The organism is Brucella daejeonensis (genome assembly GCF_014199265.1).
Classification (GTDB): domain Bacteria; phylum Pseudomonadota; class Alphaproteobacteria; order Rhizobiales; family Rhizobiaceae; genus Brucella; species Brucella daejeonensis.
On the sequence record NZ_JACIJG010000016.1, the window covers coordinates 25,911 to 41,475 of the forward strand.

Sequence of the window (15,565 nt, forward strand, 5' to 3'; positions counted from 1 at the left end):
AGGATCTGTACTCTAACCATTTGTTTTTACCGCATTTATGCGATGCCAAATGGTTTCGTTCGGCTGCAAAATGCTCCGACGGGAGGCTCGACTCAAAGAGCCGAGCCTGTCTGTGGCTCAGAGCTTGACCCAGCCTTCCGGCGGCGTTTTGCCGGGATGGAGCGTGCCGCAATGCGGGCAGGTGCGCTGCTTTTCGTCGGCATAGAATTTGGAATAGATCGGCGGCAGGTCATCGACGATGGATTCCAGATCGACTTCCGCGCGATGCACGAGGGTGGAGCACTCGAAGCAGTACCATTCCACTGCGTCGAGAGCGCCTTCCGGGCGAGCCGGTTCGATGACAAGGCCGATGGAGCCTTCCTGCGGACGCTGGGGGGAGTGGCGGACATGCGGGGGCAGAAGGAAAATATCGCCTTCCCGGATCGGCACGTCGTAGAATTCGCCGGTTGCCGTGTCGTGCAGCTTCAGAAGCATATCGCCCTTGAGCTGGTAAAAGAATTCCTCGACCGGATCGTCGTGATAGTCGGTGCGGCGGTTCGGGCCGCCGACGATGGTGACCATCAGGTCGGCATCTTTCCATATCTGCTGGTTGCCGACTGGCGGCTGCAACAGATGCCTGTGCTCCTCGATCCATTTCTGAAGGTTAAAAGCGCTAAGCTTCCCCATTTTCGTCCTCCTCCAATTACCGAATACGGCCGCTTCCGGTCCGTCCGTTTCAGGACAGCTTCAGCCCGCAGGTTTCAAATGCCTCGCGCGTGGCGCGTTTTTCTTCATCCGTCAGTTCGAGCAGCGGCGTGCGTACCCGTCCGCCGACCTGACCCAGAAGCTCCTGCCAGTATTTCTGGTGGGCATGCGGCTTTTCCGCCGGTCTGGTATAATGAAAGGCGTCGCGGACGGATTGCAGGCTGGCGCTGATGGCGCGCGCCTCGGCGGCTTTACCGGCGAAGGCCAGATCCGTGTATTCGCGGATGCGGCGATCAACTTTTGTCTGCATCGTGTAGGGCGGGGAAGAGCACAGATAAAGCTGCCATCGCAGTTCAAGGATATTCTCCAGCCATTCCTGTTCCGATGCGGTCGAGACAAGGATACGGTCGCCTGCAAGCTCGGTCAGCCGCTTGTACATGTCGCGTGGCACCGAATATTTGATTGCGACGACCGTTTCGATATCGGCCAGACGGTTGCACAATTCGGGGCTCATCAGATAGCCGCTGTCGGGATGCGACCAGAGAGCCATGCCGATATCTACCTTCGAGGCGATGGCTTCGTAATAGCGCAGCAGCGTTTCGTCCTGCGCCCGGAAAAAGTGCAGAACGGGCGCGTGCACGACAATATAATCGGCGCCGCAGGCCTGCGCGTGGCGCGCAAGGTCGATCACGACATCCATGTTCTGGTCGGAGCAGGACATAATCGTCTGGGCGCGGCCGCCGACGGCATCGACGGATATGTCGAACATCCGCTTGCGCTCATCGACCGACATGGAGAAGAATTCGCCCTGCTTTCCCGCAACGAAGAAGCCGTCGATTCCCAGATCGGAAATCCAGTGCTCCATATTGCGGCGATAGCCGTCTTCATCGATCGCTCCGTCTTCGCGAAACGGAACATTGGCTGCCGCCCAGACGCCGCGCATCGTTTCACGCGAATAGGCTTTGGCATTCTTGCGCTCGTATTTCATTCGTCCTCCGCGATAACCGTGATCGCAAGTCCCATGACCCGGCATCGGCGGTTATCCACATAAGTGGGGACATGCGCCTACTCGCAGCATATCCCCCCATGTCTGCTGTTATGACCTCATGGCACTCTTGAGCATCGCCGTGAGTTCTCCCTACCCCGCGCATTAAGCCGGAGATTTTTTTATTCAGGAACATAGTGATTTGGCATATATTCATGCGAAATTTCACATGGATCGAATCATGCTAAGCATTCGCCAGATCAAGAGCTTTCAGGCTGTTGTCGAACTCGGTAACTTTTCTCGCGCGGCCGAACGACTGCGCACCAGCCAAGCGGGCATTTCGCATGCCATTCGTGATCTGGAGGCTTTGCTTGGCGCAAGACTGTTCGACCGCACCACGCGCCGGGTGGAACTGACCGAAGCCGGGCGCATTTTTGCGGCGGGCGCATTGCCCGGTCTGGCCGAAATTGAAAGAGCGATGAATGCCGTGCGCGATCTCGGTCAACTGCGCATGGGGCTGGTCCGCATCGCCGCGCCGCCGCTTCTGGGGGCTACGGTGCTGCCCCGCCTTTTGCAGGAAGTGACGCAGGCGTATCCGAACCTCAAACTGAGAATCGAGGATGTCGCGACGGACATGATCGCGCCGCGCGTGCGCAGCGGTCTGTGCGATCTCGGTGTCGGAACATTTCACAGCGAGGAGGAGGGGCTGGACACACAGCGCATCCTGCGTGACCGGCTGATGGTTTTCATCGACCCGGAACATGCGTTTCGCTTGCTGGAAGAGGTGGAGTGGTCCGCCCTGGCCGATGCACCGATCATAACGCTGACGCGGGAAAGCAATATCAGGCTGCTGACGGAAATAGGTTTCGAAACGGCGGGAATTGCGCTGCGTCCGCATCTTGAGGTGCACCAGATCACGACCGCGCTTTCATTGGTCGAAAGCGGTGCGGGACTAGCAGTTTTGCCTGCCTATGCCTTTGCGGCGCTGAATGGCCGCAAGATTGCCGCACGACCGCTGACTGGGCCTGCAATAACCCGCGATGTTTCCATCATCACGGCGCGCGAACGTACACCGTCGGCCGCTACTACCGTCGTTCGTGGCATGATGCGCCGGGTGATACGGGATATGGTTCCTGAAATACCATGACGCCTATTGTGTAACGCGATATTTTCTACTGCAAGAAGTAACTGGATCGCATTCCATTGGACGTTGGTGCATGGATTGCTTCTCGATCGTTCTTCGATCATTTGATGTCTGTGTTCAGGTAGTGACTTCAGGGGGCGGAGAGATTTCGGACGTATACATGTCAGAATGCAGTCCAGAAGGTGGGTTCAAGCTTGAAGTGCGACTTACCTCTCCGCGGATCTCTGTTCTCTGAGGCAAGGCAAACATCTTTCCGGACAGGAGCAGGGACAAGGTCATGACAGTGAGGCCGACAATAACCAAATTAGCGACCACAAAGAGTAGCGGTGCCAAGATCGAGATTGCGCCGTGATCACCGTTTGCGATAAGCAACGCAGGCGCGGCAGCGATTGCTGTTGCTCCGAAACTGAACGCCCATAGTCCGGGAACTGCGCCTGCCTGTGCGATCCAGGGCGAAAGCCGGGCCATAACGAGAAGCTGAAGGATGCCGTAGCCGATAAGGGCGTGGACGAATATATCCGGTTCGCCGCCGCTGATCGCGATGTAGGCGACGGCACCAACCGGCGCCGGTGCAAGTTGGATTCCCAATGTGGGTCGAAGCGGGGCCGGGTTCATAGGGCCAATCAGCAGTCGATGCAACAATACAGATTCGATTGCTAACCATGAAAAGAGGCCTGCACCGAAGGCAAATTGTCCCCAATCAGGGTAGCCCAGGGCAGAAACGACATTCGCAAAAACGAAGCTTCCGGCAACGGTCGGCAAGTAAAGCACGGCCGTCGTGTTGGCATGATCACGCTCGCCTTTCCAAAGTCCACCCGTGCGCCAGACGGCGAAAAGAAGCGTGAAGATGGAACCAATCGCAAACACGATGGAAGCGCCGAGCTGTGAGTGTGGAATGAGGCCGCCGGCAATTAGCGTGGTCGAAACACCGGCGAGTCCGATGAAGCAGCATTGGACGGGATGGGCGGCTTCCTCCATCAATTTTGCCGGCGCGAGGACCGCCTTGAGGATGTACAGTACTACGAGCACCGCCCAAACGACACCGGCAATCACGTAGATCCATTCGGCGATGAATTCTGGCACTTGCCAGGCGCGTGAGGCCCCACGCCAGGCATTTCCGAGGCCAGCAAGCCCAAGCACCATGCCGAAATAACTTGCCGGCGTATTGCTGGCAATTTGAGCCAAACGGCCCGGTGTGTTGTCGACCAAACATTGTGGTTTTGTATTCATGGCGGTTCCTAACGAAAACTCGGCTTGCGGGGTCGAAATGCGGATCGGGCACGAAGCCATCGCTGTTCGGCATCTTCACTTTCGGCAGGCTTTGACGATCGAGCTTGCCGTCGGGCGGCACAATGCCGTTCCGGCTCAGGATGTACGCGGTGAACGCATAAGTGTCGTCATCGCTCATTGAACCCGGTTTCGACACCAAGGGTACCAAGGGCTTCGCAACGTTACGTTACCTAATATCGAAGACATCGGCCCACTCGGGATGTTTCATCGATTGAGCGCGTACGAAGGGACAGAGGGGAATGATCCGTTGCTTCTTTGAACGCGCATCGTCAATCAGATATTGCACAAGTGCGGCCGCCGCGCCTTTACCTCGCATTGAGTCCGGTACAGAGGTATGATCCGCGATAATAATCTTGTCCGATATTTTCGTAATCGTCAGTTCACCCTCGCCCTCAACTCCCACCATGCGTGCCACGTACCGAGCCTTGTGATCTAGATCCTCATAGGTGATCATTACTTTCGTTTGAATCATCAACAATCCCTTGTTTTCTGATGTTGGTTTTAAGTCCGTCGCAAGCCAGGCTTTATCTTCGTGGCCGCAGGGACCATCATTACGACAGTGAAGGCTCCGGCGACGGTTACGATTGCGGCTGCGAACAGCCCGATCTTGTAGCCGGATGTGAAAGATGCGAATCCTGCAGCCAGAGCTATACCAGCGAGCTGCGCAATCCGGCTCGTCGCATTGTTGACGCCAGAGGCGAGCCCCTCGTCTTTCTGTTTAACGCTGGACATAACCGAGGAAGTGAGCGGTGTAACGAGCACGGCGAAGGATAGGCCGAGGAGCGTCATGGGCACGATCACGCCCAGCATCAGTGGCGTTTCTTGGCTGAGCGCCATCCAGACGTAGGCGATCGCTGCTCCCACCGGTCCCACAATCAGCAGAACCCGTACCCCAATCTTGTCCGCCAGATTGCCGAACGCTTTCGAGAAAAGACCGACACCAAGCGTGAAAGGCAAGAAAGCCAACCCCGCATTAGTCGATGACAGGGCACGGCGATCAACAAGGTCGAAAGGTAACAAGAAGAACATGATCGATAGGCCAGCATAGATCATCAATGTCGCACCGTTCAGCCCGACAAAGGCGCGGTTCCTAACCAAGTAGGGCGGCGTCATGGGATGATCGGTTCTACGCTCCCAGAGCACATAGACGGCGAATCCGACTATGGCAACGGACGTGAGCATCGCGAGTGATTGGATTGAGGTACCTGCATCAATCCGGGGTTCACTCGGGCCGATTTGGCTAAGCACCCAAGCGAGCGCCCCAAGTGCGGTGGCGAGAATCGCGGCGCCGGTCACGTCGAACCGACGCTGTTCGCGGTGGTCTACTGGTGCAGATACCAGCAGGATTGCCGCCGCGATCAACGCGAGAGGGGGGTTGATCCAGAACACAGATGGCCACCCGAAGGTTTCTGTCAGCCAGCCCCCAAGGACAGGGCCGCCAGCTGTAGTGAGGGCAGAAGCTGCTGCCCAAATCCCGATAGCTTGGTTCCGCTCGGTGCGTGGATAAGTTGCTCCGATCAGGGCGAGACTGGCAGGCGTGACGATTGCTGCCGCCATTCCTTGTACGACGCGCGCACTGATGAGCCAGACAGGTGTAGGTGCCATAGCACAAGCCACCGATGCCAGACCAAACAGGATGCAGCCAAGCCCGAGCATGCGCGCCTTGCCATATACATCGGCGAGTGCACCTCCGATCAAAGTCAGACAAGCTAGTGCCAGAACATATCCGTTGAGAACCCATTGAACGGACGCCAGATCCGCTCCGAAATGGGCCCGCAATGTCGGTAGTGCGACGGTTAGCGCTGACCCGTCTATGAACGCCATCGACGACGCGAGCACACAGGCGGCGAGCACCCTGCGCCGCTGACTGGGTGAAGTTTCCCGCCCTGGCTCTCGGAGAAATGGCTCTGCTTTGATAATGCCGCGGCTGCACGGCTCTGCAAACGGTTGCGCCACGATTTCCTCCTATGCGTCAAAAAAGTCCCTATCGGCCGAGAGGTCATTGGCGAAAGCTCAACAATTAGCCGTGGGCTTTCTGCTCACTTCCTTTGCTCGCAAATAATTTTGCATTATCGCAGCATAGTTTGGAACCGTCATGTGTAGAGGTTGGACAGTTCCGGCACCTTTGGGTGGTCCAAGTGCGATGAATTTCACTAAGGACCACGTTGGTTGTCGTCATAGTAATACCAGCCCGTGTAAGGCGAGCAAGCGTGGTGCGCGATACCGTCTCGTTCAAATCACCCGACGTGTCACGCTTCGATTACAGCATAAATGTCGAAGCCTGCGGCTCGCGCGCCGAGTGCTGGAAATACAACACAAATGCCGGTCCAAACATCAGGCGGAATGAGCGTTTTACGGCGAGTTTCATAAACGGCCTCGACAAAGTCCGCGTTGTCCCCGGCGTTTATTTCACACTTTCACGAAACAGACCGAATTGAAGATCGAGTACCGCCCACGATCTTCGCCGGATCAAACAGTGCGTGCCGCGCCCATACGAAGGATGCTTGATTTGGTTTTTGACGTAGAAGTCATGGATTGGTTCCCTTTACCAGGCGCGGCCGGCGAGCGCCTGGCCCGATATGCCGGTCGGAAAGCCCAGATAGTTCTCGATCCGATTCGACGCGCCCGCTTGGCCACCGACGGCCAGCTCGTCGAGGACGATGGTCGAGAGTCCTTCCGAAGCGGCATAGACCGCCGCCGCCAGCCCGGCGGGGCCGGCGCCGACCACGGCGACGTCGTAGAGCTTGTCCAGATCGATCTCGGGCGTGATTCCGAGGCAGCGGGCCATGTCGATCTCACTGGGCCGACGCAGCAACGAACCGTCCGGGCACACGACCAGAGGCAGTTCGTCCGGTGTCATACCGAACCGTTCGACGAGCGCACGACCTTCACCGTCGCCGCGGGCGTCGAGCAACTGGTAGGGATAGCCAGCTCGTGCGAGAAAGCCCTGCAACCGGACGACGGCGGAGGAGTCCCGGGCTCCAACGATGATCGTGCCGGCGGTGCCTTCCTCGATCAGTGCGACGCGGCGCAGGATCAGCGCTCGCATAACGGTCTCGCCGATTTCCGCCGAGCCTATCATCAGCGCTCGCAGGTGCGGCGCGTCGAAAGGCTGCGCACTTGCGCCCTGTTCACCGGCACGGGCCCGCGCAATCGCCGAACGGCCGGTGAGTTGGTTGATCTCGCCGGTAAACTGGCCCGGGCCAAATGTGATGATCGACGCCTCGCGGTCGATCCCGTCACGCCGGGTTATGTTCACCGAGCCCGACAACACGAGCCATGCAGGCGCACCCTGCTGGCCATAGTCATAGATCAGTTCGCCCGGCGCGAAATGCCGTTCCGGTCCGCTGGCAAAGCGCCGCGCCGTCTCGACCCGCGCCTCGTCGAGTACCGGATACATTTGATAGCCGCGTTGTTGGCGGATGCTCATAGAGTGGATTCCTTCAGGTTGATCGGAACGCTGGCAAGTCAACAAACAATCCGCGAGAGGAAAGGCGGACGCCTTCCCCGATCCGTACGTATTACTGAGAATTGGTCGCTTTGGCCGCAATCGTCTTGAGTGCGTTCGACATTCCTTCGACGATAGGCTGGGCGGCGCCGCCGATTTCGTGCCGATGGGCGAGATAAGCGGGGTCGTTATAGGAAAGAAACGTCGTACCCGCCTCATCCTGCCAGACCAACGCCTTGAGCGGCAGGTCGATGCCAATCGACTGTACGGATTGCATCAAGGGTGTCCCACCCTTGGCCGCACCGAAGATCAAAAGATCGGTCGGCCGCAATTGCAAACCGACCGCAGCAGCACCTGCTGCGTGGTCGATATGGGCGAAAACGGTCATCCCCTTGCTGCGAACCTCGGCTTCGAAGCGCTTCATGGTTTCTTCCGGTCCGAAGCTGCTGCGCGTCGTAATCAATCCTTCCGCAGACATTGCATGTGCTCCTGATAGGGTAAGCGCGGCTACCGCAGTGATTAGTGTCCTTGCGATTCTCATCTCATTTCTTCCCGAATAGTGTCGCTGGATCGAATTTGGGATCTGGCACGAAGCCATCGCGGTTCGGCATCTTCACCTTCGGCAGGTTTTGTTGATCCAGTTTTTTGCCTGGTGGCACAATGCCGTTCAGGCTCAGGATGTAAGCGGTGAGCGCATAGGTATCGTCATCGCTCATCGAACCCGGTGCCTGATAGGGCATCGCCCGGCGGATATAGTCAAACAGCGTTGTCGCATAAGGCCAGTAACTCCCAACGGTTTTTACCGGTGTGTCCGAAGTCAATGTTCCTTGCCCGCCAACCAGGCGGTCCTTGATGCCGCCGACGCCGTTATCGCCGTGACACGCCGCGCAGTTGTCGGCGAATAGCTCCTTGCCTTGTTTCGCTGTCCCGCTACCCGGTGGCAGTCCCTTCCCGTCGGGCCTGACGTCGATGTCCCACAGCGCGATTTCATCGGGCGTCGCCGGCCGACCGAAATCATATGCGAGCGCGGGTGAGGCAAGAGCCAGCACGATCGCGCCGGCGAAGAATGCTTTGTTAGTCGAGGACATTGCGGACCCTCCCGGTTTCATCGATGCTCCAGGTCTGCTGCGCGTTGTAGTGAAACAGCGCGTTGGTCCCTACCGCCGCGATGAACGACTTGCGGTCGGGCTGGACATTGCCCTCGTCATCAGTCGAGCGGCTGACGATCCTGGTCGGCTTGCCGTCCCACACCCAATCCATCTGGAAGCGGGTCTGTGCCTTGGGCAACACGGGCAGATTAAGTTGTGCGGCCTTCCATGTTTTTGCGCCGTCGGTGGAAATCTCTACCCCGGTAATCGCGCCGTGACCGCTCCAGGCCAGCCCGGTAATGCGATTGTATCCGGGCTTGATCGCCATCGTCCCCGAGGGCGACGTGATCACCGAATTGGTATCCATACGAAGCTGGAACTGGATGGCCTTGCCATTGGCCTGGAGCTGCGTGTAGCGCGCCGTTTCCCAGCGCGTCATCCATGGTCGGTCGCCGAATTTCAGTCGGCGCAACCATTTGATGCTCAGATTGCCTTCGAAGCCTGGCATAATAAGCCGCATCGGAAAGCCATGGGCGGGCCGCAGCGGCTCGCCGTTTTGCCCATAGGCCACGAACGCTTCGTTCAGTATTTCATCGGTGAGCGGAATGCTGCGGGCGACTGCCGCCGCATCGCCACCCTCAGCAAGCATCCAGGTCGAGCCACGGTCCTTTCCGGCCAGGTCAACCAGGACCTTGAGCGGGACACCGGTCCATTCGTTCATGCTGACGAGGCCGTGCGTGTTCTGCACGGTGACGTTCTCGTCGGCCTTCTTCCAGTTTTCCCAGCCGTTGCCGGTGCACTCGAGGAAGGTCGTGCGGGAGATCGACGGCATCGCCTTGAGGTCGTCGAGGTTGAATACCAACGGCTTCCGCACCATGCCATGTACGAGCAACCGATGGGTGGCCGGATCGAGGTCGGGTGCGCCGGAATGGCTCCGCTCGTAGTGGAGGTCGGACGGTGTGATCGCGCCGACCAGCTTGTCGAGCGGCGTCTTCGAGTTGATTGCATCGCCCGGGTCGACGTTGCGCTTGCCTGGGGTAGATTCAGGAATACGGGCGATCTTGACATATTTCGATCGTTCGCTGGTTCCGCCGAGGTCGGCTCCGGGTTCTCGAGGCGGGACGTCGGAAAGAGAGTCGGCAGCCGCCTGTCCCGCGACAATGCTTCCCGCTAGCCCCGTCGAGGCTGCGATGAAGTTTCTCCGCGACAGAACGCGGTTGACACCCATACTTTCAACGGGAGTTTCATTCTGAATAGGCATGTTGGTCTCCGGAATGTCTGCGGTTTACGTCTTGTGGCGATCAAACCCCTTCGTGCACAAGCCGCGTGAAGAACGCTGGATCGACGACGAACTGTCCCCATTTCGCGTCGAATGCTGCCGTTGGCTTGGCCTTGATAATGTCGTCCAACGACATCCCCTTTCCCTTGAGGGCAGCGATATTCCCCCGGACCTGCCTGACGTTCATCGCTGGATGAACGACCCCAGGGTCAATGAGTTCTGGAACGAGGCAGGAAGCGAAGCTGCCCACAAGCGCTATCTGGAGCGCATGTGGGCGGACCCTCATGTCGTTCCTCTGATCGGCCGCTTCGATGAGCGGGCTTTCTCCTATTTCGAGATTTACTGGGCGAAAGAGGATTTGATAGGCCCATTCTCAGGCGCCGGCGATTACGACCGGGGCTGCCACGTCATCGTCGGTGAAGAAGCTTTCCGCGGAAGGGCCTGGTTCACCGCCTGGCTGCCCTCCCTTTTGCACCTGATGTTTCTCGACGACCCACGAACCGAACGGATCGTGCAGGAGCCAAGCGCAGCGCACCACCGCCAATTGCGCAATCTGCAGCGTTCAGGATTTGCCCACATGCGAAGTGCTGACCTCCCCACCAAAAGAGCGGCGATCATGTCGATCTCCAGACAACACTTCTTCTCCAACCGCCTGTGGCATCCCGATGTGACGTGATTTGCCCCTCGATCCATTCTTCCGGCATCAAGGAAAAGGATCGGGCTGGACCGCAAATCCAGCATGTTCCTCCGGGAAATCTATTCTCCTAAGCCATTGTTCTTAAGATAAAAATTAAACGTAAGAAAACTTAATAGCAGATTCCGTTTAGTCATGCTGACGGTCTTAAGCTAGCTTATCAGGGGGGATTATTGCTTTCGCGGGAGCTGCAATTTGCCATTCAGGGACTTATCCAGCAGCTAAGTGGACTTTAACCTGATTTGGTTAAAAAATCCACACTGCGTGATAGCATTTCTCACATCGAATGCGGTCCGACACCGTATTTATACCGGACGACAGCGAGGCACCCGCTGGAACCTCTCCGCATATGGCTAACCGTTCAAATGTCACTTAACTCCACGAACGAAAGACATTCTCCCCGCGCCTCTATCAAAACCGGCATAAGCGCGCGCAGATGGTAATTTACAGTGCAGGAAAAACACATCGGTCGCTTATGCACCCGGAACGCTACAGACCGTCATTTGCAGCCCTACCAACGGTTTTCAAAACAAAGAGAAAGAGCCGACCACGGCCAGTCCACGCCAGAAATGGCTGTAGCATAACAGTCCTGACTGGGTGGTTTGCGTCACAACCCGGGCAGACATGCCCCTGGCATGTGACGGATTTGCGATGCGCCTTCTATCTTGCAGAGGGAAACGAACGCAGTTGAAATCTGCCCTCATACCGGGATCGCGATATTGCTTGCGCCCTGCCCCAACTTCGGAGTTGTGCAGCATCTCCCGGATTTGACAGAAATATCAGCTTCAGAGCGCCAGGAGACAACATACAGGCCGGACGCGGGCAGGACTCGATTCGCACGGTTTCCTGGCGCTTTTGAACCAGATTGACTGGTGGATAAGAGGTGTCATCAAATTGAATTTTGGAAGAACCTGGCGGGTACGCTTGATAGACCGCGGTCTAAACTCAGAAAAATCCCGTAAAACCAATGAGATACGGAAAACCGATTCGGATCGCTAAAATTTTCTTCAATTCTCAGGCAGGCGCTAACCCTTTGTTAATTAGGCGCCCCCTTGCGATAGATTAAGAATCGGACATAATGACGGTATTTAGGCGGTATTGTCATAAGTGCCGTCACTAGGGATCCCAGTAGATGAATATCGCAAATCCAGCAGCAGCCTTGTCGTTTGACGACATGATATTATCGCAAGGACGCGAGATTTCTCGCAAGCTCAACCTGCTGCGCCATGAAAACTTCCCTCCTGATGCGCGCAAGAATGTGCTGCGCCAGTTTTCCATGGCTGAAGCTGCTTATTTTCTCGGTGTCTCTCCCAGTAATCTGAAAAAACTACACCTGGAAGGTAAAGGTGTCGAGCCGACCATTCTGACAGGTGGTCGCCGCGCCTATAGCGTCGAGCAGATACAGGAATTGCGCCAATGGCTGGATCAGAATGGCCGCGCCGAGGTCAAGCGCTACGTCCCGCATCGTCGCGGTAATGAGAAACTTCAGGTCATCGGTGTCGTCAATTTCAAGGGCGGCTCCGGCAAGACGACAACGGCCGCCCATCTGGCGCAGCACATGGCCCTGACCGGCCATCGTGTGCTCGCGATCGATCTCGATCCGCAGGCTTCGCTTTCCGCCCTGCATGGCATCCAGCCGGAACTCGACGAGTTCCCCTCGCTCTACGAAGCCATTCGTTACGATTCCGAAAGGAAGCCTATTCGCGAGGTCATCCGGCGGACCAACTTTCCGAGCCTGGACATTATTCCCGCTATGCTTGAATTGCAGGAATATGAATATGACACGCCGCTCGCCATGCAGAATGGCGGTGAGGGCAAGACATTCTGGAACCGTATCGCCAAGGCGCTTTCGGATGTCGACAGCGACTATGACGTCGTGGTTATCGACTGCCCTCCCCAGCTTGGCTATCTGACACTTACCGCTCTTTCGGCGGCGACGTCGGTGCTGATCACCGTTCATCCGCAGATGCTCGATCTTATGTCGATGTCGCAATTTCTGCTGATGCTGGGCGACATCCTCAAGACAGTGCGTCAAGCCGGCGGTGCCGTTCAGCTGGATTGGTTCCGCTACCTGATTACCCGCTACGAGCCAACCGACGTCCCGCAAGCGCAGATGGTCGGCTTCATGCAAAGTATGCTCGCTTCACATATGCTGAAGCATCAGATGCTGAAATCGACCGCGATCTCGGACGCTGGTCTCACCAAGCAAACCCTTTACGAAGTTGAACGTTCGTCGATGAATCGCGGTACCTATGATCGCGCCATGGAAGCCATGGAAGCGGTTAATTCGGAAATTCGCGGCCTCATTCACGAGGCATGGGGGCGCTAGACTGCCGTCTAAAGCGGCAAATATTGAATGAAATCAGGTCTCTGACCGGTTTGAGGGCATGGGAATGGCAAGAAAGAACATATTCGAAAGCGTTATGCGGAACGAACCGGCGGTCGAACAGACTTCGCAGCCGGTCGATAACGTATCGCGCCGTTTCGGTGCTGCCAAATCCCTGTCCGCATCGATAGACGAACTGGCAAAGCAGGCAGCCCAGAAGCTGGATGGCGAGACGATCGTCGAGCTCGATCCTGAAAATCTGGACGTGTCTTTTGTGGCGGATCGCCTGCCTGAAGCTGATGACGCGGAATATCGTGAACTTCTGGAGGCCATCCGCGAGCGCGGACAGGACAGTCCCATTCTGGTTCGTCCACATCCACAGACCAGCGGCCGCTATATGATCGTTTTCGGGCATCGTCGTGCTCGCGTAGCGAAAGAACTCGGGCTGAAGGTAAAGGCCGTCGTAAAGCCCCTCGCCGATCTGGAACATGTGCTGAGCCAGGGGCAGGAAAACTCTGCCCGCGCCAATCTCAGCTTCATAGAGCGGGTTTTCTTCGCCGCGCGTCTGGAAGCACTGGGTTTTGAACGCGAGGCGATCCAGGCCGCCCTGACCGTCGATTATCAGACACTTTCCAAGATGCTCACCATCCCGAAGGCTGTTCCGGAATATATTCTGCTGGCAATCGGCCCGGCAAAAGGCATCGGCCGCGACCGTTGGCTCGAATTGCGTAAACTGATCGAGATCCCCGGCAACAAGGAGGCTGTCGACGAACTTCTGGCCAGCCAGGCTTTCGGTTCGGCATCGTCCGGCGAGCGTTTCGAGCAGCTTTACGGCTATCTCAAAGGCGGGAAGCAGAAAAAGCCCGTCACAAAGGCGGCATCACGCCCCGGCACGAACTGGACGGCAGCAGACAAGTCGGTCAGCGCCGTTATCAAGCAGAATGGTAAATCGGCCACCCTGGCGCTCGGTGCTGCCAATGGTCCCCGTTTTGCCGATTGGCTTTCCCGTAATCTGGACAAGCTTTATGCGTCGTTCCAGAGCGAGGAAAAATAGGTAAGTGTAAGCGGTTCCGGATTTTTTGCCCGGATCGTCATGAGTTCAGCGTTCGATAGTAAGCGTGTTGCGTCAAGACATTCAGGAAGGAACGAGACAGCAAAAGAAAAAGGCCCCCAAACGTCGCCGTGTGGAAGCCCTTCTCATTGGTTTAGCAGCTAGAGAATCGCAAATCCACGAATCACTGTCAAGTGTAATTAGCGTCATTTCGGCGGGTGGATTTCTTTTGCCTTGTGGAAGGTGAAAGAAAATGGAGATTCAATTGGCCTCGACGCCGTTTGGCAGTCGAAGGATGACGCTTGCCTTGTTGGCAAGCCAACGGAATACCCGCCAGATCAAAGCCGGAAGCACTGTCGATAAATGGCAGTTGCATCGCTGGCTGTGTGAGGCGAAATCCGTATTCGGACTGAACGATCGCTCCTTGGCCGTTCTGTCGGCGCTCCTGTCATTTTATCCGGAAACGGAATTGAATGAGCAAGGTGGTCTGATCGTGTTCCCATCCAACAAGCAACTGGCCTTGCGCGCTCACGGTATGGCCGACGCGACCTTGCGTCGTCATCTGTCCGCCCTGATCGACGCCGGTCTGATCATCCGTCAGGACAGCCCGAATGGAAAGCGCTATGCCCGTCGTGCAAAAGGCGGCGAAGTACAAATCGCATTCGGTTTTTCGCTCGCACCGTTGCTGGCTCGTGCGTGCGAACTTGAAACTGCCGCGGAACAGGTGAGGGCGGAGAAGCTTGCACTGCGGGAAATGCGGGAACGTTTGACATTGCAGCGCCGAGACATCGCCAAGCTTGTCGAATTAGCCTTTCAGGAAGGCCTCGCAGGCGACTGGCGTCTGATCAATAACCGTTTCCGTGCCGTTGTGGACCGCATACCCCGCCGTGCAGAACCTAAAGAATTGGCCGCGCTGGTCGAAGCCTTGCAGACTATTCGCGATGAAATCGACAACGTGTTGAAACTAAAAGAAAATGTTCAAAATATGCGCGGCAATGAATCTCAAAATGAGCGGCAGCAAATTGAATCAAATCCAGATTCCCATTTTGAAAAGCCAGTGCCAAATTCCAGCGACCAGCGCATTTCAGGCATGCTCAACAAATCTGTCGAACCCGGCATCCCTCTTGAAATGGTTCTGCGAGCCTGTCCGGAAGTGGCCGCTTACAGTTCAGATCCAATCCGCCACTGGTCAGATATAATCGCTACGACCGAAAAAGTGAGCTCGTTTCTCGGAATCGATCGAAAACTGCATAATCTCGCCAGAAATGTGCTGGGAGATCAGAATACGGCTATCGCCATCGCCTTCATCCTGCAGAGATATGATCAGATTCAGTCGGCAGGGGGGTATCTGCGCGTTCTTGTCGAAAAAGCTGCCCAGGGCGTCTTCACAATCAGACCAATGATCGCCGCTGCATTGAACGACCAGCGCCACAGGCTTTTAATGAAGGAAACTGCGCATCAAAAAAGAGCTCGGGTCTCAAACATTTAAGGTTGTGTAAGGCACATCAGTTTTCATTTTTGCATCCATCCAGATACCCGATGCTAAACTGGAAAACATGGTTCCCGGACCATCGAG

13 protein-coding genes and 3 pseudogenes are annotated in these 15,565 nt (G+C 56.6%); 5 read left to right on the forward strand and 11 right to left on the reverse strand.

The genetic code is table 11. The features are described 5' to 3' along the window. Nucleotides 1-117: 117 nt before the first annotated feature. The gene (locus tag FHS76_RS17445) at nucleotides 118-666 is read right to left on the reverse strand and encodes a 3-hydroxyanthranilate 3,4-dioxygenase (RefSeq protein ID WP_183655728.1); all 549 of its coding nucleotides are present in this window, start codon (nucleotides 664-666) and stop codon (nucleotides 118-120) included. A gap of 49 nt (nucleotides 667-715) precedes the next feature. Beyond that, nucleotides 716-1,672, reverse strand: a complete 957-nt coding sequence (locus tag FHS76_RS17450; protein ID WP_183655731.1) for a dihydrodipicolinate synthase family protein — start codon at nucleotides 1,670-1,672, stop codon at nucleotides 716-718. A 238-nt stretch (nucleotides 1,673-1,910) separates the two neighbouring features. Between FHS76_RS17450 and FHS76_RS17455 the strand changes: the two genes are divergently transcribed. After that, nucleotides 1,911-2,816 carry a LysR family transcriptional regulator gene (locus tag FHS76_RS17455; protein ID WP_235992736.1) on the forward strand — a complete coding sequence of 302 codons (906 nt, stop codon included), beginning with the start codon at nucleotides 1,911-1,913 and terminating at the stop codon, nucleotides 2,814-2,816. A gap of 114 nt (nucleotides 2,817-2,930) precedes the next feature. On the opposite strand, the gene tehA is transcribed toward FHS76_RS17455, so the two are convergent. The 9 genes and pseudogenes from tehA to FHS76_RS22615 all read right to left on the reverse strand — a co-directional run. Beyond that, on the reverse strand, nucleotides 2,931-4,043 hold the full coding sequence (tehA, locus tag FHS76_RS17460) for a dicarboxylate transporter/tellurite-resistance protein TehA (protein WP_183655734.1): 1,113 nt from the start codon (nucleotides 4,041-4,043) through the stop codon (nucleotides 2,931-2,933). A gap of 25 nt (nucleotides 4,044-4,068) precedes the next feature. After that, nucleotides 4,069-4,230 (reverse strand): annotated as a pseudogene (locus tag FHS76_RS22915) (c-type cytochrome); the annotation flags it as partial. 39 nt (nucleotides 4,231-4,269) lie between these two features. After that, complete coding sequence (locus FHS76_RS17470) at nucleotides 4,270-4,575, reverse strand: GNAT family N-acetyltransferase (protein ID WP_183655740.1); 306 nt, start codon at nucleotides 4,573-4,575, stop codon at nucleotides 4,270-4,272. A 29-nt stretch (nucleotides 4,576-4,604) separates the two neighbouring features. Then, nucleotides 4,605-6,059, reverse strand: a complete 1,455-nt coding sequence (locus FHS76_RS17475) for an MFS transporter (protein WP_328700517.1) — start codon at nucleotides 6,057-6,059, stop codon at nucleotides 4,605-4,607. Nucleotides 6,060-6,648: 589 nt separating this feature from the next. After that, nucleotides 6,649-7,533, reverse strand: coding sequence for a cyclic nucleotide-binding domain-containing protein (locus FHS76_RS17480; protein ID WP_183655743.1), 885 nt, complete (start codon nucleotides 7,531-7,533; stop codon nucleotides 6,649-6,651). A gap of 91 nt (nucleotides 7,534-7,624) precedes the next feature. Beyond that, the gene (locus tag FHS76_RS17485) at nucleotides 7,625-8,029 is read right to left on the reverse strand and encodes a DUF302 domain-containing protein (RefSeq protein ID WP_235992737.1); all 405 of its coding nucleotides are present in this window, start codon (nucleotides 8,027-8,029) and stop codon (nucleotides 7,625-7,627) included. 64 nt (nucleotides 8,030-8,093) lie between these two features. Continuing rightward, the gene (locus tag FHS76_RS17490) at nucleotides 8,094-8,639 is read right to left on the reverse strand and encodes a c-type cytochrome (protein WP_183655749.1); all 546 of its coding nucleotides are present in this window, start codon (nucleotides 8,637-8,639) and stop codon (nucleotides 8,094-8,096) included. Next, complete coding sequence (gene soxC, locus FHS76_RS17495) at nucleotides 8,626-9,900, reverse strand: sulfite dehydrogenase (protein WP_235992739.1); 1,275 nt, start codon at nucleotides 9,898-9,900, stop codon at nucleotides 8,626-8,628. The genes FHS76_RS17490 and soxC overlap by 14 nt, the downstream gene beginning before the upstream one ends. Before the next feature lie 40 nt (nucleotides 9,901-9,940). After that, nucleotides 9,941-10,090 (reverse strand): annotated as a pseudogene (locus FHS76_RS22615) (MBL fold metallo-hydrolase); the annotation flags it as partial. On the opposite strand from FHS76_RS22615, the pseudogene FHS76_RS17500 reads away from it, so the two are divergent. The 4 genes and pseudogenes from FHS76_RS17500 to repC form a co-directional block, all read left to right on the forward strand. Continuing rightward, nucleotides 10,088-10,594: pseudogene (locus tag FHS76_RS17500) on the forward strand (GNAT family N-acetyltransferase); the annotation flags it as partial. The pseudogenes FHS76_RS22615 and FHS76_RS17500 overlap by 3 nt on opposite strands. A 1,150-nt stretch (nucleotides 10,595-11,744) precedes the next feature. Then, on the forward strand, nucleotides 11,745-12,941 hold the full coding sequence (gene repA, locus FHS76_RS17505; RefSeq protein ID WP_183655752.1) for a plasmid partitioning protein RepA: 1,197 nt from the start codon (nucleotides 11,745-11,747) through the stop codon (nucleotides 12,939-12,941). A 64-nt stretch (nucleotides 12,942-13,005) separates the two neighbouring features. Then, the gene (gene repB / locus FHS76_RS17510; RefSeq protein ID WP_235992740.1) at nucleotides 13,006-13,992 is read left to right on the forward strand and encodes a plasmid partitioning protein RepB; all 987 of its coding nucleotides are present in this window, start codon (nucleotides 13,006-13,008) and stop codon (nucleotides 13,990-13,992) included. Nucleotides 13,993-14,242: 250 nt separating this feature from the next. Next, complete coding sequence (gene repC, locus FHS76_RS17515) at nucleotides 14,243-15,478, forward strand: plasmid replication protein RepC (RefSeq protein ID WP_183655755.1); 1,236 nt, start codon at nucleotides 14,243-14,245, stop codon at nucleotides 15,476-15,478. Nucleotides 15,479-15,565 lie beyond the last annotated feature (87 nt).